At 60.6% G+C, this 21,375-nt stretch carries 20 protein-coding genes; 11 read left to right on the top strand and 9 right to left on the bottom strand.

Annotation, left to right across the window (positions count from 1 at the left end):
• The first annotated feature begins 113 nt into the window (after positions 1-113).
• Entirely contained in the window at positions 114-716 is a 603-nt protein-coding gene (locus AB4O05_RS17485; protein ID WP_460137556.1) for a TetR/AcrR family transcriptional regulator, read from the top strand.
• Position 717: 1 nt separating this feature from the next.
• Positions 718-1,197 (top strand): nuclear transport factor 2 family protein, encoded by a 480-nt coding sequence (locus tag AB4O05_RS17480; protein WP_460136342.1) that lies wholly within the window; start codon positions 718-720, stop codon positions 1,195-1,197.
• A 46-nt stretch (positions 1,198-1,243) separates the two neighbouring features.
• On the opposite strand, the gene AB4O05_RS17475 is transcribed toward AB4O05_RS17480, so the two are convergent.
• Positions 1,244-2,392 (bottom strand): PQQ-dependent sugar dehydrogenase, encoded by a 1,149-nt coding sequence (locus tag AB4O05_RS17475; RefSeq protein WP_460136344.1) that lies wholly within the window; start codon positions 2,390-2,392, stop codon positions 1,244-1,246.
• A gap of 11 nt (positions 2,393-2,403) precedes the next feature.
• Positions 2,404-2,718, bottom strand: a complete 315-nt coding sequence (locus AB4O05_RS17470) for a hypothetical protein (protein WP_460136345.1) — start codon at positions 2,716-2,718, stop codon at positions 2,404-2,406.
• A 184-nt stretch (positions 2,719-2,902) separates the two neighbouring features.
• Between AB4O05_RS17470 and ku the strand changes: the two genes are divergently transcribed.
• Positions 2,903-3,742 (top strand): non-homologous end joining protein Ku, encoded by an 840-nt coding sequence (gene ku, locus AB4O05_RS17465; RefSeq protein WP_460136346.1) that lies wholly within the window; start codon positions 2,903-2,905, stop codon positions 3,740-3,742.
• 24 nt (positions 3,743-3,766) lie between these two features.
• Positions 3,767-6,238: a DNA ligase D gene (gene ligD, locus AB4O05_RS17460; RefSeq protein WP_460136348.1), complete on the top strand. Its 2,472-nt coding sequence runs from the start codon at positions 3,767-3,769 to the stop codon at positions 6,236-6,238.
• 19 nt (positions 6,239-6,257) lie between these two features.
• Here ligD and lpxO read toward each other — a convergent pair whose 3' ends face one another.
• Positions 6,258-7,157 carry a lipid A hydroxylase LpxO gene (gene lpxO, locus AB4O05_RS17455; protein WP_460136349.1) on the bottom strand — a complete coding sequence of 300 codons (900 nt, stop codon included), beginning with the start codon at positions 7,155-7,157 and terminating at the stop codon, positions 6,258-6,260.
• A gap of 248 nt (positions 7,158-7,405) precedes the next feature.
• The gene (locus AB4O05_RS17450; protein WP_460136351.1) at positions 7,406-8,749 is read right to left on the bottom strand and encodes a Wzz/FepE/Etk N-terminal domain-containing protein; all 1,344 of its coding nucleotides are present in this window, start codon (positions 8,747-8,749) and stop codon (positions 7,406-7,408) included.
• A gap of 365 nt (positions 8,750-9,114) precedes the next feature.
• On the opposite strand from AB4O05_RS17450, the gene AB4O05_RS17445 reads away from it, so the two are divergent.
• Positions 9,115-9,498: a TIGR03067 domain-containing protein gene (locus tag AB4O05_RS17445; RefSeq protein ID WP_460136353.1), complete on the top strand. Its 384-nt coding sequence runs from the start codon at positions 9,115-9,117 to the stop codon at positions 9,496-9,498.
• A gap of 53 nt (positions 9,499-9,551) precedes the next feature.
• Here AB4O05_RS17445 and AB4O05_RS17440 read toward each other — a convergent pair whose 3' ends face one another.
• The gene (locus AB4O05_RS17440) at positions 9,552-10,364 is read right to left on the bottom strand and encodes a class I SAM-dependent methyltransferase (RefSeq protein ID WP_460136355.1); all 813 of its coding nucleotides are present in this window, start codon (positions 10,362-10,364) and stop codon (positions 9,552-9,554) included.
• A gap of 155 nt (positions 10,365-10,519) precedes the next feature.
• Between AB4O05_RS17440 and AB4O05_RS17435 the strand changes: the two genes are divergently transcribed.
• From AB4O05_RS17435 to AB4O05_RS17425, 3 genes are all read left to right on the top strand, one after another.
• Positions 10,520-11,758, top strand: coding sequence for an MFS transporter (locus AB4O05_RS17435; RefSeq protein WP_460137558.1), 1,239 nt, complete (start codon positions 10,520-10,522; stop codon positions 11,756-11,758).
• A gap of 142 nt (positions 11,759-11,900) precedes the next feature.
• Positions 11,901-13,487, top strand: coding sequence for an ABC-F family ATPase (locus AB4O05_RS17430; protein WP_460136357.1), 1,587 nt, complete (start codon positions 11,901-11,903; stop codon positions 13,485-13,487).
• Between the two features lie 255 nt (positions 13,488-13,742).
• Positions 13,743-14,918: an MFS transporter gene (locus AB4O05_RS17425; RefSeq protein ID WP_460136359.1), complete on the top strand. Its 1,176-nt coding sequence runs from the start codon at positions 13,743-13,745 to the stop codon at positions 14,916-14,918.
• On the opposite strand, the gene AB4O05_RS17420 is transcribed toward AB4O05_RS17425, so the two are convergent.
• A complete protein-coding gene (locus AB4O05_RS17420; RefSeq protein WP_460136361.1) occupies positions 14,912-15,949 on the bottom strand; it encodes an alpha/beta hydrolase family protein in 1,038 nt (345 codons plus the stop codon). The two genes, AB4O05_RS17425 and AB4O05_RS17420, sit on opposite strands and share 7 nt — an antisense overlap.
• 211 nt (positions 15,950-16,160) lie before the next feature.
• Positions 16,161-16,772 carry an FMN-dependent NADH-azoreductase gene (locus tag AB4O05_RS17415; RefSeq protein WP_460136363.1) on the bottom strand — a complete coding sequence of 204 codons (612 nt, stop codon included), beginning with the start codon at positions 16,770-16,772 and terminating at the stop codon, positions 16,161-16,163.
• A gap of 125 nt (positions 16,773-16,897) precedes the next feature.
• On the opposite strand from AB4O05_RS17415, the gene AB4O05_RS17410 reads away from it, so the two are divergent.
• Positions 16,898-17,806, top strand: a complete 909-nt coding sequence (locus AB4O05_RS17410) for a LysR substrate-binding domain-containing protein (RefSeq protein WP_460136364.1) — start codon at positions 16,898-16,900, stop codon at positions 17,804-17,806.
• Complete coding sequence (locus AB4O05_RS17405) at positions 17,803-18,159, top strand: MmcQ/YjbR family DNA-binding protein (protein WP_460136366.1); 357 nt, start codon at positions 17,803-17,805, stop codon at positions 18,157-18,159. Before AB4O05_RS17410 ends, AB4O05_RS17405 begins: the two co-directional genes overlap by 4 nt.
• Here the strand turns inward: AB4O05_RS17405 and AB4O05_RS17400 are convergent.
• Complete coding sequence (locus AB4O05_RS17400; RefSeq protein ID WP_460136368.1) at positions 18,148-18,531, bottom strand: DUF1294 domain-containing protein; 384 nt, start codon at positions 18,529-18,531, stop codon at positions 18,148-18,150. The genes AB4O05_RS17405 and AB4O05_RS17400 overlap by 12 nt on opposite strands.
• Entirely contained in the window at positions 18,528-19,358 is an 831-nt protein-coding gene (locus AB4O05_RS17395) for an undecaprenyl-diphosphate phosphatase (protein ID WP_460136370.1), read from the bottom strand. Before AB4O05_RS17395 ends, AB4O05_RS17400 begins: the two co-directional genes overlap by 4 nt.
• Before the next feature lie 233 nt (positions 19,359-19,591).
• On the opposite strand from AB4O05_RS17395, the gene AB4O05_RS17390 reads away from it, so the two are divergent.
• Entirely contained in the window at positions 19,592-21,226 is a 1,635-nt protein-coding gene (locus AB4O05_RS17390; protein ID WP_460136372.1) for a methyl-accepting chemotaxis protein, read from the top strand.
• Positions 21,227-21,375 lie beyond the last annotated feature (149 nt).

Genomic DNA, 21,375 nt, shown 5'->3' with positions numbered 1-21,375 from the left:
TGGGTCGAATCCGAAGAGGCCCAGAGCTTACACCATGGGGTTGCCCAGGTCTCGCTGCCGGGTATGGAAAAAATTCATTGACCAAGAAGAATGATCGTTCTACTTTACGCGACATGAACGATATGACTGGTAACGAAACCCGCGACATTATCCTCGATGTCACCGAGAAGTTGATCTATCGCCACGGCATCGCCGCCACAGGCATGGATTTTCTGGTGAAAACCGCCGGCGTCTCGAGAAAAAGTATCTACCGCTATTTCGCCAATAAAGATGAATTGGTGATCGCCGCCCTGCAACGCCGCGACGAACGTTGGCTGCAATGGCTGCGCGACGAAGTGGAACGCGTCGATGGCAGCGGCGAGCGCTTGCTCGCGCTGTTCAGCGCCTTGAAGACATGGTTTGGCTCGGCCGACTTTCGCGGCTGCGCCTTCATCAACACCAGCGGCGAAACCGGCGACCCGTGCGACCCGGTGCGCTTGCTGGCCAAGGCCCACAAACAGAAATTGTTCGAGTACGCACTTGAGCTGTGTCAAGCACATGGCACCCCCGACCCCGAGCGGCAGGCCGCGCAACTGCTGATCCTGATCGATGGCGCCATTACCGTTGCCCTGGTGATGGGCGACTCTACCGCCGCCGATAACGCGCAAGGCATGGCGCGAACATTATTGGGGCTGCCAACGCACTCCGGCGCAACTTCGTTAAAACAGGAGCCATGATATGTCCACTACCGTAGAAACACGCCCACCTTTGCCGCCCTTTACCCGCGAGTCGGCAATCGAGAAGGTCCGCCTGGCCGAAGATGGCTGGAACTCCCGCGACCCGCAACGGGTATCCCTGGCCTACACCTTGGACACCCAGTGGCGTAACCGCGCCGAATTCGCCCATAGCCGCGAAGAAGCCAAGGCCTTTCTCACCCGTAAATGGGCCAAGGAACTGGAGTACCGCTTGATCAAGGAGCTGTGGGCCTTTACCGACAATCGCATCGCGGTGCGCTACGCCTATGAATGGCGTGACGACTCCGGCAACTGGTTCCGTTCCTACGGCAACGAAAACTGGGAGTTTGACGCGCATGGCCTGATGGCCCACCGCTTTGCCTGCATCAACGACAAGCCCATCCAGGAAAGCGAGCGGTTGTTCCACTGGCCGTTGGGCCGGCGCCCGGATGATCATCCGGGCTTATCCGAACTCGGGCTGTAAGGCTTGCGCGGCCCACGGTGGGAGCTGGCTGACCGGCTCCCGCACATTAGTCCTGAGTCAGGCCTACCCGATACAGCACGCCGTCACGCTCATCGGTGAGCACATACAGAAAACCATCCGGCCCCTGCCGCACATCGCGGATACGCGCCTTCAGGCCACCGAGCAAGCGCTCCTCATGGATCACCTTGTCACCCTCGAACTGCAGCCGAATCAGTTCCTGGCTGGCCAGCGCGCCAATAAACAGGTTGTGCTGCCAGGCCTTGAAACGGTCGGCGTCATAGAACGCCATGCCACTGATGGCCGGTGACTTTTCCCATACATGGTGCGGCGCTACCGTGCCTTGCACCGTCTTGCCCTTGGCTTCGGGGATCGGTGTCAGCGAATAGTTGATGCCGTGGGTCGCCAACGGCCAGCCGTAGTTCTTGCCACGTTCGATGATATTCACCTCATCGCCGCCACGGGGGCCGTGTTCATTTTCCCAGATCGTGCCACTCCAAGGGTTCAGCGCCAGCCCCTGCGGGTTGCGCTGGCCGTAGGACCAGATCTCGGGGCGGACACCTGCCTGGCCCACAAACGGGTTGTCATCCGGCACGCGGCCATCCGGGTAAATGCGCACGATCTTGCCTTGCAGCTTGTCCAGGTCCTGGGCGGTGGGCCGATCGTTGTTCTCCCCGAGGGTCACGAACAGATAGCCATTGCGATCAAAGGCCAGGCGCGAACCAAAGTGGTTGCCGGTGGACAGTTTCGGTTCCTGGCGCAGGATCACCTTGAAATCACTCAAGCCACTGAGGTCGGCCGCCAGACGCCCACGACCCACGGCGGTGCCAGCCGTACCGCCCGTGCCGCCCCCTTCGGCGTACGACAGGTAAACCGTACGGTCCTGTTTGAAATCCGGCGACAGCACCACGTCGAGCAAGCCGCCCTGCCCCTTGGCCCACACCTCTGGCACGCCGCTCAACGGCGCGGACAGCTTGCCGTCCGGGCTGACAAAGCGCAGGTGGCCGGGGCGTTCCGTCACCAGGAAGCCTTGCTGATCGGGCAGAAACGCCACGGCCCACGGATGGTCCAGGCCCTTGGCGATCGGAGTGAGAGTGATACTGCCTTGCTCGCTTGGGAATGACTGCGAATCGGCAGCGTGAACAGCCGTCAGCGCGGTTGCACACAGGACGGCTAACAGGGTTTTGCGTAGCAACATAAGACAAGTCCTTACCGGCGATTGCCATTGGCGTCATAAGTGGGGGCTTTGGTGTCGGTGGCCGGGCGGCTGGGGGCCGCTTCGCGCTGGGGATAGCGGTTACCGATACCGCCGTTTTCCAGGGTCGGCGTGCGCGGTGTCGGCCCGGTTTGAATACCGCGAATCGCCGGCGCATTGGGCTGGGTGCCCTGCATGCTGTTTGGGTTGGCCCGGTGAACAGGGCCGTTGTCGGCGTTGTGGTTGCCAGGCAGGTCTTGCGCCTGCGCCAGTGACATCAGGGCAAGGCCCAGCGCTACCGCACCCAGGAAACGTAAACAGTTGTTCATGACAAAGCCTCTCGGAGACGAGCAGTACGTGTTTTCGATAACACGCAACGCCAGGGGTTCGGCCTGCTCACTAAATACTTCCTCATCGGTTGTAACACGATCTGTCCGCGTATCTGGCCGTCGAAACTTTTTCCATGGCTTTCGAGTCACCAGCACACTGCTTCTTCTTTAAGGAATCGCACTTATGCCACGGGCAATCTGGAAAGGCGCCATCAGTTTCGGACTGGTGCATATCCCGGTGTCGCTGGTCTCGGCCACTACCTCCCAAAGCGTGGACTTCGACTGGCTGGACAAGCGCAGCATGGACCCGGTGGGCTACAAGCGCATCAACAAGACCACCGGCAAGGAAGTCACCAAAGACAATATCGTCAAGGGCGTGGCCTTTGAGAAAGGCCGCTATGTGGTACTCAGCGAAGAAGACATTCGCGCGGCCCATCCCAAGTCCACCCAGACCATCGACATCATCGCCTTCGTTGCCAGCGACCAGATCCCGCTGCAGAACATCGACACACCCTACTTCCTGGCCCCGGATAAACGTGGCGGCAAGGTCTACGCTTTACTGCGCGAAACCCTGAAAAAAACCGGCAAGGTCGCCCTGGCCAATGTGGTGCTGCACACCAAGCAACACCTGGCGGCGCTGATGCCTCTGGAGTCGGCCCTGGTGCTGGTGATGCTGCGCTGGCCCGCCGAGGTGCGCGGCCTGGATGAACTGGAGCTGGGCAACGATGTGATCAAGCCCAGCCTGGCCAAGGGCGAACTGGACATGGCCAAGCGCCTGGTGGAAGACATGAGCGCCGACTGGCAGCCCGAGGAGTACCGCGATACCTTTCAGGAAAAGATCATGGCGTTGGTGGCGAAAAAGGCCAAGGCCGGCAAGATCGAAGACGTGGAATCCCAGCAGACGAGCGAAGAGCGCAAGTCGGCAGATGTGATCGACCTGACAGACCTGCTCAAACGCAGCCTGGCCGGTAAACCGGCGGCCAAAAAAACGGTCGCGAAAAAATCCTCGAAAAAGGCCTCTTGAGCCCGCCATCGGTTGGAGACAGACATGGCAAAGCCCCTGAGTGAATACACACGCAAGCGCGACTTCGAGATCACCGCGGAACCCTCCGGCAGCGCGCCCGCAGGTAAGCGCAAGGCCTCGGCGCTGGCGTTCGTGGTGCAGAAACACGACGCGCGCAACCTGCACTATGATTTTCGCCTTGAGCTCGACGGCGTGCTCAAAAGCTGGGCCGTGCCCAAAGGTCCCAGCCTGGACCCGACGCAGAAACGCCTGGCGGTACACGTTGAGGACCATCCCTTAGGTTATGGCAGCTTCGAAGGCAGCATCCCGGCCGGCCAATACGGCGCTGGCGATGTGATCGTCTGGGACCGTGGCATATGGCAACCCCACGAGGACCCACGCAAGGCCTACGCCGCCGGCAAACTCACTTTCACCCTGATCGGCGAAAAACTCTCCGGCGACTGGGCGCTTGTGCGTACCCGCTTGAAGGGCAGTGGCGACAAGGAACAATGGCTGTTGATCAAGGAGAAGGACCCGCAGGCACGCCCCGCCGCCGATTACGACATCGTGCAGGCCGAGCCGAACAGTGTGCTCAGTGATGCGTCGATTGGCACCCCCAAGCCCAAGGCGGCCAGGAAGAAAGCCAACGCCCGCACTGCCGCCCTCCCCGACCAATTCACCCCTCAGCTGGCAACCCTGGTGGACCGCGCCCCCGAGGGCGACTGGCAGTATGAAATCAAGTTCGACGGCTATCGCATGCTGGCGCGCATACGCGACGGCGAAGTGCGGCTTTTCACACGCAACGGTCACGACTGGACCGAGCGCTTGCCGCGCCAGGTCAAGGCGCTGCAGGCTCTCAAGCTCAAGGACAGCTGGCTGGATGGTGAAGTGGTCAGCCTCAACGGTGACGGTTTGCCGGATTTTCAGGCGCTGCAGAATGCGTTTGATATCGGCCGTAGCCTGGACATTGTCTATTACCTGTTCGACGCGCCATTCCTCAATGGCCAGGATCAGCGCCAGGTGCCCGTGGAGGATCGCCGCGCCGCGCTCAAGGCCGCGCTGGCCGGTAGCCGGAGTAAACTGCTGCGCTTTTCCGAAGCCTTCACTGCCAATCATCGGGATATCTTCGAAAGCGCCTGCGACCTGGCGTTGGAAGGCGTGATCGGCAAGCGCCTGGGCAGCCCGTATGTGTCCAGCCGCAACGCCGACTGGATCAAGCTCAAATGTCGCTTGCGCCAGGAGTTCGTGATCGTCGGTTATACCCGCCCCCAAGGTTCGCGCAGCGGTTTTGGCGCCTTGTTGCTGGCGGTCAATGCCGATGCCGGGCTGGTGTACGCCGGCCGCGTGGGCACCGGTTTTGACCAGGCGTCACTGAACAACATCTACGCGCAACTCCAGCCGCTGGAAAGCAAGCGCTCGCCACTGAGCACGCCATTGACCAGCGCCCAGGCGCGCGGCGTGCACTGGGTGGAGCCGACATTGGTGGGCGAAGTGCAATTTACCGAATGGACCCGTGAGGGTGTGGTGCGCCAGGCCGCATTTGTGGGGATGCGCACCGATAAGCCGGCTGCGCAGATCGTGCATGAACAACCGCGCGCCGCTAAAACACTGAAGGCCAAAAAAACCAGTGGCACGGTGAATATCACCCACCCCGAGCGGGTGATCGACGCACAAAGCGGCACGCAAAAACAACAATTGGCGCAGTTCTACCACGACATCAGCGAGTGGATCCTGCCCTTCCTGCGTCACCGCCCGGTGGCATTGCTGCGGGCGCCAGAGGGTGTAGAGGGAGAACAGTTCTTCCAGAAACACTCCGAACACCTGGCGATTCCACATATCAAGCAATTGGACCCGGCACTGGACCCCGGCCACGCGCGCCTGATGGAAATCGACAATGCCCAGGCCCTGATCGGCGCGGTGCAGATGGGCACTATTGAGCTGCATACCTGGGCCGCCACCTCGGACAAGATCGAAACCCCGGACCTGTTTGTGCTCGATCTAGACCCAGACCCGGCGCTGCCGTGGAAAAGCATGCTGGAGGCGGCACAGTTGACCTTATCGGTACTGGACGAGTTGGGCCTCGAGGCGTTCGTCAAAACCAGCGGCGGTAAAGGCTTGCACCTGATCGTACCGTTGGCGCGGCGTGATGGTTGGGACACGGTCAAAGCCTTTGCCAAGGCCATCGCGCAGTTCATGACCACGCAATTGCCCGAGCGTTTTACCGCCACCTCCGGGCCGAAAAACCGCGTGGGCAAGATCTTCATCGATTACCTGCGCAATGCCCGCGGTGCCAGTACCGTGGCGGCCTATTCGGTACGGGCACGGCCGGGGCTGCCGGTGTCAGTGCCGGTCAGTCGCGAGGAGTTGGCGGGGTTGCGCAGTGCCCAGCAATGGACGGTGGCCAACCTGCAGCAGCGCTTGCAGGGTCTAAAGGACAATCCGTGGGCCGGGTATGCCAATCGGCAGAAGATCAGCAAGAAAATGTGGGACAAACTGGGCGCCCAGCCCCCGCAGTGAAGGGGCGCCCGGCCAGGCCTCAGATCAGCAGGAAGATGGCCGCCAGTGCAGCGAAGATCGCCCATTTCTCGAGGTAGTAGCGCGTGCGTTTGCGTTTTTTCAGTTCCTTGCCGCGCAAACGTATCTTGTACAGACGGGTAAAGGCACGGTTGAGCCCGCCGGTCCTGTCGCCGGCATCGTTGGGCGAGCCTGCGGCGGCCATCACCGTGCGGCTGAACCAGCGATTGAAGGCGGCCGCCCAGCGGTATTTCATCGGCCGTTCGATGTCGCAAAACAGGATGATGCGGTTCTGCTGTGTGGTGTTTTCGGCGAAATGGATATAGGTCTCATCGAACATCACCGCCTCACCGTTGCGCCAGGAGTAGCTTTCACCGTCGACATTGATGTAGCAGCCCGGATCGTTCGGCGTGTCCAGGCCCAGATGATAACGATAGGAGCCGGCATACGGATCGCGGTGGCGCACCAGCTTGGAGCCTGGCGGCAGCTCGGCGAACATGGCCGCCTTGATCGAGCCGATGCCTTGCACCAACTGCGTGGTACGCGGGCATAATTTCATCGCCGAGGGGTGACTGTCGCCGTACCACTTGAGATAGAAACGCTTCCAGCCCGACTTGAAAAACGAGTTGAAGCCAACGTCGTTGTACTGGTTCGAGCGTTTGATCTCCCCTGCTCGCAGCAGGTTCTGGGCTTCCTGGCGAATCTCTTGCCAATGTTCCTGCAAGGGGCTCAGGTCGGGAAAATCGCTGGGCGATAGATAGGGGCGGCTGGGCTGTTTGGAGAACAGGTACAGAAAGCAGTTGATCGGCGCCAGGAAGGTCGAATGATCACTGAGCTGACGGCCCAGCTTGTGTCGTACCCTGCCACGCAGGTGTACATACGCAATACAGGCAACGTAGAGCACAACAATGATGAGTTTCAAAGGATTTCGTCACATGTCAGAAGAGAACAGGCTGCTCCTGCGTGCCCACAACGGCCGAGGATGGATGGCAGCACCTGAAATCACAATTCACACCGTCGGCACGACCGGCTGGGCTGCAGCCGGATCGTGACCATCAGTGGTTATTTAGCCACAATTTGTAACCAAAAGTTAACTAGCAATTGTGAAAAACTGTCTCTGACTGGACTGAAGAGGCACGAAGAGCTTGCCCTGACGCAAGCTCTTCTGTTCTAAAGCAGCGGATTATTATCCTTGTCCTGATCGCGAGACAAACGACCTTCATGCACTGACGAATAAGGAATGGCTTTACGTTGTGTGAGGACGAAGTGACGACCCAATGCGATCAGCAAGCCCAATACCAACCCTGCGACCATGCTCATGACAATCACTAACAGCTTTTTCGGTTTGATCGGGGCCAGCGGTTCCTGAGCGCGACGATCGATGGTGACCAGCTTGAGGTTGCTCATGTCGATGTTGAGATTGCGTAAGCGTGCAACCTCAGCCCGAAGCGGCTCGACATCCTGCAGGAAGATGTCCTCGTTGTCGCGCTTGCGCAACAACTCAACCTCGCGGTTCACCTCCAACAACTGAATTTCCTTGCCTATCTCGGCGATGCGAGGGTTGGTGAAGTCGTCGCTGGTGCGCTGCTGCAAGGCTACACGCTCGGCTTCAAGCGCTTCGGTCCCCAGGAAGAAAAGAGGGATCTTCTGATTATTGACCTCGGTGCGCATGACCTGGCCCGACCCACTTCGGCTTGCATCGGCCATGGAGGACGGCGTCGTAGGCGTCTTGATGCCCATGGACTTGGCAATACCAATGGCTTCCGTCAACTCTGCGAGACGGTTGGTACGCTCCATCTTCATTTGCAGGCGCAAGGCACTGAGCTCGTCCTGCAACTGCGCACGCTTGAGCCGGTCGGCCTCCAGCAGCTTGGCGATCTTCGACTCTTTTTCGGTTTCGTAGTTGGAGCGGGCCGCGTCAATCTTGCCTTTGAGCTCATTCAGGCGGTTATTGACGATCACTTTGAGGTCCGCGCCTACCTGTTCACGCTCGGTAGCAATTGCGTAATCAACGAAGCCGTTAAGAATGGCTACGCCATCCACATCGGCCGGGTAGCTCAACTCGAGGCGGATGTAGTTGCTCAAGGAGCCGGCCTTTTTTGGATCAGGCAGAATCAAATTGACCGAGTTGCGGTTGAAATCCTCAAAGCTCTGCTCAAGGCTCTGACCAGGCTTTTGGAAGGCTGCGAACAATTGCTCATGGGATTTGAAAAATCCGAGCCTCGCCTCATAGGATTCCAGTTGTGAACCTACCTTCGCCAGCGCATCCGCCGGAGGCAACTTGTAGACCTCGGAACGGTTCAACGCATCCAGTTCATTGATGGCCGCCGGACGCAATACGCTGCTGACTTCGTAGGTTTTGGGCGCTACAAACGCGTAGATCGTGCCGAGCGCCCCCGCGAGGATCATACAACCGGCCACCCACTTTCTTTGCCGCCAGATTGCGTAAAGCAGTTCAAAAAGGTCTATTTCGTCTGATGCTGAAGCATTGTTAAGCGGGGAAGTTCGATTCAAAATGCACGCCACCTTAAAAAATGCCACTAATAAGCCACTGCTCTCATGGCATCCGGGACAACGCCCTCGATACCCGACGAGCAGGCTCGTCAATGGCAGTCTGACCACTTAGCCTGAGGAAAAATCCACTGCTATTTAGTTTTATTTATGGTTCATTGAAATGAGTATTCCTATAGCAGAGTCGCTCATTGCCTACCCAAGTCGCACAAGAGTAGTCAAAAGTTTGTTAAATAACTGCTAGCGAAGGAAAAATTCTGTTACTCAGGCTAAAAATACGAAACCCCCTACAGATCATTTCAGACACCTCTGATTTTCCTCGCACATGTAACGTGCCCCTGGCACACGACGTTGAAAAATGGACTTTTATGCAATCGACCTCCGACACGGACTGGCAGGCGCTCCAAGGCACCTGGGAACAAATCTCTCTTGAGGACAACGGTGTCCTGAACCCGCCGGACGCTCACACCGCTCCCGGCGCGGTCACCACAATCAAAGGAGACCAATTTGAAGTGCGAACGGTGGATGGCGAGCTGTTATTGGCAGGCCGTTTTTTCCTCGACAGCAGCACCCACCCCAAAAGCATCACGTGGGTGGACGCCATGGGGGATGACGCGGGCAAACAACTCCCCGCCAGTTATCGGCTTGAAGGGCGTGAGTTCGCGTTTATTGCAGCCGATGAAGGCATGCCCAGACCCACGGTATTCCGTACAGGCCCAGGCCAAACGATGCGTACGTTCGTACGCAAGTGAATCCCTTGGCCCGCTGCCCCTCGCGGGCTTTTTGGGGCCCGGACAAAACCGGCTCAGGCCGGCCGCTTGGTGGCCGTCAAGGTAAAGCACAGCGGCAGTTGCGCGGGCTGGTGCTCATATAGATCGTAAAGTTCTTCGCGGTTGGAGTGCGCATACTCCTGCAGGTGGCCGATCTGTAAATCGGCGCAGATTGCGGCGTTTACCACATCCCCCAGGGTATGCACGAACCAATAGGAGGTCGGGCCTGCCACCTCGCCCTGGCCTTCATAGACGATCGCCTCGCGCAGCATGAAAGGCTCACTCTGGAAGTACGAATTGGCGGGCAACAGCGGGTTGTCGGCCCTGGGGTCGAACACCTCGAGGAACGGGTGGGTTTCATACATCACCAAGGTGCCGCCAGGCTTCAGGGTACTGGCGACATGGCGCATGAACAGCGCCACATCCGGCATCCAGCCGAGCACGCCGATGGTCACCAGCGCGATATCAAAGCGTTCGTGCAAGCGCGCGGGCAATTGGTGAATATCACTTTCGATAAATTCGGGGTTGTGGGGCGACATACCGGCAAGCTCATGCGCCTGCTCGAGAAAGGCCCGGGACTGGTCGACGCCCACCACCGAACGGGCGCCCAGGCCAAACAGCGACAGGCTTTCGCGGCCGTTGTTGCAACACAGTTGCACCACATCCTTGTCGGCGACACCGATGTCGTGCAACAGCCCCGTGAGGGTTGGGTCCAGGCAAGAAAAATCGGCACGGCCAACACTGCTCAACAATGCGGTCCAGGTGTCAGTGGCCTTATGCAGGCCGGCGGATTGGTCCCAGGCGTCCTTGTTACAGGCAATCGCCTGTTGAGCTGAGGGCATGTCCATTGCGTCTCCAATTAGTCGTTACAGCGGGATTCAGAAAATAAGCCAATCGTCTAAGGATTAAAACCCCGAGCCGCGTAGGAAACTTAATCCAGAGCCCGCAGGTCAGTAACGCCATGGGTGCTCAGCCGTTGACTGCCCTCTTCGAAGACCGCGCCGTGGCCAAACATTCCGACCTGCGTAATACCTTGTCCCTGGACAGCCTGAACTTCTTCCTGGCGGATGTCCGCGACGGTCTTGGACCCTACCTGGCGATTTACCTGCTGGCCGTACACAAGTGGGACCCGGCCAGCATCGGCGTCGTCATGACCCTCGCGGGCATCGCCGCCTTGATCACCCAGGGCCCGGCGGGCGCGCTGATCGATCGCACCCGTAGCAAGCGCGCGGTGATCGCGGTGGCGGCTGTGCTGGTCACCGCCAGTTGCCTGATGCTGCCCTTTGTCAGCTCATTTGGCTGGGTGGCGCTGACCCAGGCCGCCAGCGCCGTCGCCGCCTCCGTGTTCGCGCCGGCGATTTCCGCCATTTCCCTGGGCATCACCGGGCCACGGGCCTTTACTCGCCGTACCGGACGCAACGAAACCTTCAACCACGCCGGCAATGCCGTGGCCGCGCTCTTGGCCGGTGGCCTGGCGTACCTGTTCGGGCCGGTGGTGGTGTTCTACCTGATGGCCTTCATGGCAGTGGCCAGTGTCGTCGCGGTCTGTGGCGTCTCGGCCAAGGCCATCGACCACGATGTCGCCCGTGGCTTCGATCCTGCCCATCACACGGACCATGAACAGCCGTCCGGCATAAAAACCCTGCTGGCTAACCGCCCGCTGCTGTTGTTCGCCATCTGCTGCGCGCTGTTTCACCTGGCCAACGCCGCGATGCTGCCATTGGTGAGCCAGAAGCTTTCGCAGATCAACCTGCAGATGGCCACGCCGCTGACCTCGGCGTGCATCGTTGCCGCGCAATTGGTGATGGTGCCGATGGCCTGGCTGGTGGGCGCCAAGGCCGACGTGTGGGGGCGCAAGCCACTGTTGCTGCTCGGGTTCATGATCCTGCCGCTGCGCGGCGTGCTGTACACCGTGTACAACGACCCCTATTGGCTGGTGGCGGTGCAGATGCTCGACGGCATCGGCGCGGGCATTTTCGGCGCGCTGTTCCCGGTGATCGTCAAAGACCTCACCCAGGGCACCGGGCGATTCAACGTGAGCCTGGGCGCATTGTCCACGGTGTTTGGCCTGGGCGCGGCACTGAGCAGCAGCCTGGCCGGTTTCGTGGTGCAGCAGGCCGGCTACAACGCCGCGTTCCTGACCCTGGCCGGCGTAGCGGCCGTGGCGTTGGCGCTGTTATGGCTGGCGATGCCGGAGACCTTGGCCAAGCCATCTTTCGCGTGCCATACAACTGTCGCCTGACATATGCGACAATGCGCGCCAAATTCCAACACACATCCCCCATTTTTTGCTCAGCGACCGGGTTTCGCGCCTTGATGTCGCTGTTGATGCATGCCTGACGGCGCCTGCCGCCATGCTCGCAACCCATTGATAGGTAAAGTAATTGATCTCCACAGCTAACATCACCATGCAGTTCGGCGCCAAGCCTCTCTTCGAGAATGTCTCGGTCAAGTTCGGCGCCGGCAACCGTTATGGTTTGATCGGTGCCAACGGTTGCGGCAAGTCGACCTTCATGAAAATCCTCGGTGGCGACCTCGATCCGTCCGGCGGCCAGGTCATGCTGGAGCCGAATGTGCGCCTGGGTAAACTGCGCCAGGACCAGTTCGCCTACGAAGAATTCACCGTGCTCGACACGGTGATCATGGGCCACGAAGAGCTGTGGAAGGTCAAGGCCGAGCGCGACCGTATCTACTCGCTGCCGGAAATGAGCGAAGACGACGGCATGGCCGTCGCCGAGCTGGAAACCGAGTTCGCCGAGATGGACGGCTACACCGCCGAATCCCGTGCCGGCGAGCTGCTGCTGGGCCTGGGCATCCCCCTGGAACAGCACTTCGGCCCGATGAGCGAAGTGTCCCCAGGCTGGAAGCTGCGCGTATTGCTGGCCCAGGCGCTGTTCTCCGACCCGGAAGTGCTGCTGCTCGACGAACCGACCAACCACCTGGATATCAACACCATCCGCTGGCTGGAAAACATCCTGACCCAGCGTTCCAGCCTGATGATCATCATCTCTCACGACCGTCACTTCCTGAACAGCGTGTGCACCCACATGGCTGACCTGGACTACGGCGAGCTGCGCCTGTTCCCGGGCAACTACGACGAGTACATGACCGTGGCGACCCAGTCCCGCGAGCAACTGCTGTCGGACAACGCCAAGAAGAAGGCGCAGATCTCCGAACTGCAATCCTTCGTCAGCCGCTTCTCGGCCAACGCCTCGAAAGCCAAGCAGGCCACCTCCCGCGCCAAGGCGATCGACAAGATCCAGCTGGCCGAGGTCAAGCCTTCGAGCCGTGTGAGCCCGTTCATCCGTTTCGAGCAAACCAAAAAGCTGCACCGCCAGGCGGTCATCGTCGAGCGCATGGCCAAGGGCTTCGACGGCAAGCCGCTGTTCAAGGACTTCAGCTTCCAGGTAGAAGCCGGCGAGCGCGTAGCGATCATCGGCCCGAACGGTATCGGCAAGACCACCCTGCTGCGTACCCTGGTCAACGAACTGACGCCGGATGCCGGTAGCATCAAGTGGACCGACGCCGCCGAGCTGGGCTACTACGCCCAGGACCACGCCCACGACTTCGAAGACGACATGAGCCTGTTCGACTGGATGGGCCAATGGACTCAAGGCGAGCAAATGATCCGTGGCACCCTGGGCCGCATGCTGTTTTCCAACGACGAGATCCTCAAGTCGGTCAAGGTGATCTCCGGGGGTGAGCAAGGTCGCATGCTGTTCGGCAAGCTGATCCTGCAAAAGCCGAACGTGCTGATCATGGACGAACCGACCAACCACTTGGACATGGAGTCCATCGAGGCGCTGAACCTGGCGCTGGAGAACTACCCGGGCACGCTGATCTTCGTCAGCCACGACCGTGAGTTCGTTTCGTCCCTGGCCACCCGCATCATCGAGTTGAGCGCCAACGGCGTGATCGACTTCAGCGGCACCTACGACGACTACCTGCGCAGCCAGGGCGTCGTGTTCTAATCAGCGGTAGTGAGCAGGCTTGCCCTGCGCCGGGCTGCGCAACAGCCCTAAAACCAAACACCGCGTTGTGCCAGGCACAACGCGGTGTTTTTTATTGGAGCTGCTGTGCAGCCAAGCGCAGCCCAAGCCTGCTGCAAAAGTATCCGGCTCAATCACAACAGCGCGTTCAGCGCACCGACTAAGTAGTTAGGCTGCTTTCTTTTCTCCCACGCTCTTGCCATGATGCCCTCACCGCCCGCCCGCGAATGAGTGCCCATGCCTGTCGCCGCCCCCTCCTCCCTGTCGATCACCTTGCAGATCGTCTCCATCGTGTTCTATACCTTCATCGCCTTTATCTGCATCGGCCTGCCGATCGCGGTGATACCGGGCTATGTGCATGAGCAGCTGGGCTTCAGCGCCGTGGTGGCAGGGCTGGTCATCGGTTCGCAGTACCTGGCCACGTTGCTCAGCCGCCCCATGGCCGGGCGCATGTCGGACAACGTGGGCACCAAGCGTTCGATTGTGCTGGGGTTGGCCGGCATTCTGCTCAGCGGCGTATTGACGTTTTTCGCCACCCTGGTCGAGAGCGCACCCAGCTTGAGCCTGGCCATTCTGATCGCCGCGCGCCTGTTGCTGGGCGTGGCCCAAGGGCTGATCGGCGTGGGCACTATCAGCTGGTGCATGGGCCAGGTCGGCGCCGAACACACCGCGCGCTCGATCTCATGGAATGGCATCGCCTCCTATGGCGCCATCGCCATCGGCGCGCCGCTGGGAGTGGTGATGGTTGCCGACTATGGCTACCCCAGCCTTGGGCTTGCCTTGGCGCTATTGGCCGCGTTGGGGCTGGTGCTGATCCGCAACAAGCCATCGGTGCCGGTGGTGCGCGGCGAGCGGTTGCCGTTCTGGGCGGTATTCGGGCGCATCGCACCGTTTGGTGCCAGCCTGTGCCTGGCCTCGATTGGCTATGGCACGCTCACCACCTTTATTACCCTCTACTACGTCAATCGCGGCTGGAGCGGCGCGGCGTACTGTCTCACGGTGTTCGGGGTGTGCTTTATCCTGGCGCGCCTGGTGTTTATTTCTGCCATCAGCCGCCTTGGCGGTTTTCGCGCGGCCATTGCCTGCATGACCATCGAGACCGTGGGGCTGAGCCTGTTGTGGCTCGCGCCGTCCACCGGCGTGGCCCTGATCGGCGCAGGGCTGACCGGCGTTGGCTTGTCGCTGGTGTACCCGGCGCTGGGCGTGGAGGCGATCAAGCAGGTGCCCAACAGTAGCCGTGGCGCGGGCTTGAGTGCGTATGCGGTGTTCTTTGACCTGGCCCTGGCCATTGCCGGCCCACTGATGGGGTTCGTGGCGCTGAACCTCGGCTACGGCTGGATTTTCTTCTGCGCGGCGCTGTTGTCGATCATGGCCCTGGGCCTGACCCTGCTGCTCAAGCGCGGCGCTTACTGATCAGCGGTCTGCAAGCCGGCGCGGGTGGACTGGCCAAGGGTGTGGGTGAAAAAGCGCCCGGCCTCGGACACCAGGTCACGGTGGATGCCCTCGCGGTCGACGCCATCGGCGTCGGTGCAGATCGCCGGCATGCTCGCCAGCTGGTCGCTGTCGCACGGCGCCATGAACACGAAGTGACCGGCCCCGGCCAACAGCTTGAAGTCCGGCGGCTCCGGCAGCTTGCGCGCCAGGGCGGCGGCGTTTTTGTCCACCGCCACCAGCTTGTCGCCGTCGCCGCTGTAGAGCAACACCGGCACATGCACATCGGCCAGGGTGTGGCGACCAAACATCAGGCTCAGCGGCGCCATCAACATCAGCGCGTGGATGCGCGGGTCGGATTGCGGCTGCAAGTCGTCACGGTCCATCACCAGCTCGCCTTTGGTGGTGCAGGCGTCGCGGTCCTCCGGACGCTCCTGGCAGTAGCGCCGCAAACGATCGAAATCCGGCTTGGCGCCCGCCAGAATCAACGCGGTTTCACCGCCGGCCGAATAGCCGATAACCCCTATTTGGTCGATATTGACGAACGGCGACAGCATCGGGTCGCCCAGGGTGGCGGTGATGGCTTCGGATATCTGGATCGGCCGCCCATACAGGTTGCTCAGCGTGCCCAGGCGGCTGTGATCCCTGTAGTTGTCCCCCGGATGCAGCACCGCCACGACCACAAACCCTTTGCGCGCCAGCGACGTGGCCAGGTCATGCAAGGCCAGCGGCGTGCCGGTGTTGCCATGGGACAGCATCAGCATCGGGAAACGGCCAATGGCGATCTTCGCGTCTCGCGTGGCGGCGATGTGATATGGCCCGACCTGGCTGATGTGTTCAACGTCGGTGGACGGGTAGAACGCGATCGCCTTCATCGGCTGCAGATCCAGCGGGTCGAGAAAGGTCATGCGATGGAAGCCCACACTCCAATGCGGGTGCGGCGCGGGCGCAGCGTGCACTGAAATCAGGCCGCCAAGCAGGGAGAGAACCAGAACAGCACAAAGACGCATCATGGGACGTCCACCTTCGCTGCGTGAGAACCGACATGTCACCTGAAAAGTCCAGGGTGTTGAACCCATGCCTGCACAACCTGGGCCACTTTAAAAAAGACCGCGGGTAAACCAAAAAACTCCATACCCCGCTCGCGTTCAAGCAAGCAGAATACAGAGTTTAGGCGCTCGGTTTCAGATTGAAACCGAGCGAAGCTGAAAATTTACACAAGCCTTACGCGGCAGCGAACAATTGTTCGTTAATCAGTACATTGGCGTCGCTCATGGATTTGCTGCGTACTTCATCACCATAGGCCAAACCTTCGGCGCGCACGATTTCGATATCGGTGATACCGAGGAAGCCAAACAGCAGCTTCAGGTAGCCTTCATGGGCAGCGCCAGACGCTTGACCGGCATGCATGCCGCCGGCAGTCGACACGATGATGACTTTCTTGTTGCCGCACAGGCCTTCCGGACCGGCTTCGGTGTACTGGAAGGTCTGGCCGGCGACGGCGATGCGGTCGATCCAGGCTTTGAGCTGGGTCGGGATGGTGAAGTTGTACATCGGCGCGCCCACTACGATGGCGTCGGCAGCCAGGAACTCAGCCAGCGACGAAGCACTCAGCTCAGCCTCATGCTTTTGCGCGGCATCGCGCAGTTCCGCAGCAGTGCCCAGTGCCCCCAGGGTGGCGCCGGAGAAGTGATTGATACCCTCGCTGGCCAGATCGCGGTACGTCACTTCAATACCCGGCTCAGCCGCTTGCCAGGCCTTGACCACGCCAGCGCTGAGCTGACGCGAAGCCGAGTTGTCACCGAGGATGCTGGAATCGATATGCAACAGTTTCATGGTGGATCTCCGTGATGGGATCGACAGTGGCGATCAGATGGGGGTGATGCTACGCATGAAAGCAATAGTCGATAAGTCGCCTGCAATGCGATAGTTTGTCCCACTGACAGGACAATGGATTCACCATGCAAGACCTCAACGATCTCTACTATTTCGCCAAAGTCGTCGAAGCCGGCGGTTTCGCGGCCGCCGGGCGGCTGTTGGGCATTCCCAAGTCACGGCTGTCGCGGCGCATCGCCGAGCTCGAAGAACGCCTGGGCGCGCGCCTGCTGCAACGCACCACCCGCCAGTTGACCCTCACCGCCGTCGGCGAACGCTACCTGCGCCACTGCCAGGCAATGCTGCTGGAAGCGGAAATGGCCGATGAGGCCGTGGCCAGCATGTCCAGCGAGCCCCGTGGGCGGTTAAGGGTGACGTGCCCGGTGGGCCTGGCACAAAACATGATGCCGGACCTGATCGCCGGGTTTCTGGCCACTTACCCTCAGGTTCAATTGGAAATGACCCTGGTCAACCGCCGTGTCGACCTGGTCGCTGAGGGTATCGATGTGGCCCTGCGCGTGCGTGAGTCGGGCGATGAGGACCCACTGCTGGTGACCAAGCGCCTGCGCCCTGCCCAGACCGTGCTGGTTGCCAGCCCCAACTTTTTACACGGCCGGCAGGCCCGCACCCTCGATGACCTCAAGCAGCTGCCGATACTCGGCGCATTGGAGGCGGACCGGATGGTGCATCAGCGCATTCTCGACCCCGACGGCAACCCGCACGAGCTGGCAATGGAGGCACGCCTGGGCATTGATGACTTCAATGTGCGCAAGGCCTGCGCCATCATCGGCCTGGGCTTTACCGTGCTGCCGATGATGTATTGCGAAGAAGAGTTGGCCAACGGTCGCCTGGTGCAACTGCTGCCGCAATGGTCCTTGCCGGGTGGCTGGCTGCAGGCCGTGTACCCGCATCGCCGGGGTGTGCTGCCAGCCATTCGTGCCTGGATCGATTACCTGGAAGAAGGCTTCAAAAGCTGCGGGGAGCGTTTGCTATGAAGATGACGGAAGAACAAGTCGCCCAATTCTGCCTGAGCCTGCCGGGCGCGCGGGAAGACTATAAATGGGGCGGCGTGCGCGTGTTCTCGATTGCCGGCAACAAGATGTTCGCGTTGCAGAACCTGCGCGGCGACTCGCTGGCGTTCAAGGTCGATAAGGCCCTGTTCCTGGGCCATGTCGATCGCCCCGGCATTCACCCCGCGCCGTACCTGGCGCGCGCGCAGTGGATCATCATGCACACGCCCTACCCGCTGGGCGCCGAGGAGTTGCGTGGTTTGTTGCAGCGTTCCCACCAACTGGTGGTGAGCAAACTGCCCAAGCGCACGCAGATCGGCTTGCGGCTAGAACACTGACAACAAGGTGCCACCGAGGAACATCTGGTCCAGCCAGAACACCTGGTGCAGCAGCACGATCACCCAGAACAGCACCTGATAGGACACCTTGCGCGTCTTGTGCCGGAAGACCTGCTGGGCAATCAACGCCCCCGGCCAACCGCCCGCCAGTTCCACGGCGTGCAGGATGTTTTCCGGGATGCGCCAGGCGTCGGCACGCGCCTTGCGCTTGTCATTCCAGTACAGGAAAAACGCCAGCACGCTGACCACGCCATAGGCCGCCAGCGGGAGCACGGTTTCACCGCGCCACCACACCAACAGCGCCCCCAGTAACGGCGCCGCGCACAGCAGCATAAAAATCGCCGCCTTCAAGCGTGGGTGCTGGATCGTCATGCCTTGGCCGCAGCCCAGTCGATCCAGCCGAACTGCCAGGTCGCCAGGATCAGCAGGCCAAACCCGATGCGGTACCAGGCAAACGCTGCGTAACTGTGGCTGGCGATGAACTTGAGCAGGCCCTTGACCGCAATCATCGCGAAAATGAACGAGGTGACAAAACCGATGGCGAACACCGGCAAGTCGGCTGGCTGGAACAGGTCGCGGTACTTGTAGCCCGAGTACACCGCCGCGCCGACCATGGTGGGCATGGCCAGGAAGAATGAAAACTCGGTGGCGGTCTTGCGCGACAGGCCGAACAAGAGGCCGCCGATAATGGTCGAGCCGGAGCGCGATGTTCCGGGGATCATTGCCAGGCACTGGGCAAAGCCAACCTTGAGCGCATCTTTCCAGGTGATCTCATCAACGCTCTCGGCATGCACTTCATGCTCACGGCGCTCGGCCCACAACATGACGATGCCGCCCACCACCAGGGCCGTGGCCACGGTGATCGGGTTGAACAGGTAATGGTGGATCAAGTCGGCGAAGATCACTCCCAGCACCACTGCCGGCAGGAACGCGATCAGCAGGTTGACGGTAAACCGCTGAGCGTTGCGCTGGGTCGGCAAGCCCGTGACCACATCGAGGATCTTGCGCCGGAACTCCCATACCACCGCCAGGATCGCGCCGAGCTGGATGATGATGTTGAACGCCATGGCACGCTCGCCACCGAAGTCGAGCAAGTCGGCGACGATAATCTGGTGGCCGGTGCTTGAGATCGGCAGGAACTCCGTAAGCCCCTCCACTACGCCAAGAATAAATGCCTGTATGGCGGTCCAAAAATCCATGCTTCCCCCAAAGGTCATGCGCCATGGCATGCCTTGTTAGTCTTTTTTAGTGGTTCACTGACGACGAGCGCGCTCAAGGCCCGGACTTGACCATAATCAAGGCCGGTCTGCAAAAATTCTGTGAAAAATCAGGCAGTACTCAGGTTTTACGATGTCTGGCCGAAAGCCTATCAGACAAGGCGTAAAAGTCGATGCGACGCCCACAATTATAAAAAGCCCGGAGTGACAGGACGATGAACAGTTTGCGCAATATGTCGATCAGCCGCCGCCTCTGGCTGATCCTGATCGTCGCTGTGCTGATGCTGATAGCCTTGGGTTTGCTGATGCTCAAGCAGATCCACGACGACCTGTACCAGGGCAAACGCCAGCAGACGCAAAACGTGGTTCAGACCGCCAGTGGCATCCTGACGTTTTATCACAGCCTCGAAACCACCGGCGTGATGACCCGTGAAGCCGCGCAGAAACAGGCCCTGAGCGCCGTGCGCGGCTTGCGCTACGACCACAACGATTATTTCTGGATTAACGACCTCACCCCCGTGATGATCATGCACCCGGCCAACCCCAAGCTCGATGGCCAGAACCTTTCGGCCATCCGCGATCCGGACGGGTTTGCGGTGTTCAACGAGTTCGTGATCCTGGCCAAGGCCAAGGGCGCCGGGATCATCAACTATCGCTGGCCGAAACCGGGTGCCGAGGCGCCAGTGGCCAAGACCTCGTATATCCAGTTGTTCGAACCCTGGGGCTGGATTATCGGCTCCGGGGTGTACGTGGATGACGTGCAGGCCGAGTTCAATGCCCAAGTATGGAAAGCGTCGTTTATCGTTCTGGGCATTGCGCTGGTGATGGGCCTGCTGGTGGCGCTGATCGCCCGCAGCATCGTGCGCCCGTTGCAGGCCGCCGTGAATGCCATGGGCAATATCGCCAGCGGCGAAAGCGACCTGACCCGCAGCCTCGACACCCACGGCCAAGACGAAGTCACCCAGCTGTCCCACCACTTCAACAGCTTCACGGCCAAGCTGCGCCAGGTGGTCAGCCAGTTGCAGGTCTGCGCCAACGCGCTGGGCCAGTCGTCGACGGAGCTGGGTAACAGCGCCAGCCAGGCCCATGACCGCAGCCAGCAACAGTCTCAGCAGATGGAGCTGGTGGCCACTGCCATTAATCAAGTCACTTACGGCGTGCAGGACGTGGCGAAAAACGCCGAACACGCCGCCAGCGAAATGCGCGATGCCCAGGCCCAGGCGCAGCAGGGCCAAGTCAATATCGACGGCAGCCTGCAGCAGATCGATCAGCTTTCCACCACCATCAGCCAGGCCGTGGAAGTGATCCGTACTCTCTCCACCGAAAGCACCCAGATCGGTGGCGTACTGGAAGTGATCCGCTCCATCGCCGACCAGACCAACCTGCTGGCCTTGAACGCGGCCATTGAAGCGGCGCGCGCCGGTGAGCAAGGCCGCGGCTTTGCCGTGGTGGCCGATGAAGTGCGCCTGCTCGCCCAGCGCACGCAAAAATCCACCGCCGAAATCCAGGCGATGATCGAACGCCTGCAAGGTCACTCGGAAGCGGCGGTCAAGGTGATCAGCGACAGCCACAGCGCGTCGCAACTGACCATCGAACAAGCCGGCCAGGCCGGGGCCAGCCTGACTGCCGTAGGCCAGGCGTTGCACAACCTCAATGGCCTGAACGCCTCGATTGCCAGCGCCACGCTGCAACAGGCGCATGTGGTGGAAGACATCAACCAGAACGTCACCCAGGCGGCGGGGTTGTCCCACAGCACGGCGCTGGCGGCGGAACAGTCAAGCCTGGCCAGCGCGCAGTTGCGCGGGCTGAGTGAGCAGCTCGACGGCCTGTTGCGCCAGTTCAAGGTCTAAGCTCACAACGCTGGCCTGCTGGGTTGCGTAGCGGTCCCAAAACACAGCCACGGAGTGCCTGGCACACTGCAGCGTTCTTATTGGGGCCGCTGCGCAGCCCAACGCGGGGCAAGCCCGCTCGCCACAGGTTATACCGATACACCGAGGCG

It is taken from the genome of Pseudomonas sp. S1_G07 (assembly GCF_054668565.1).
Note: the sequence above shows the minus strand (reverse complement) of the source record. Positions and strands in the feature narration are given on the sequence as shown.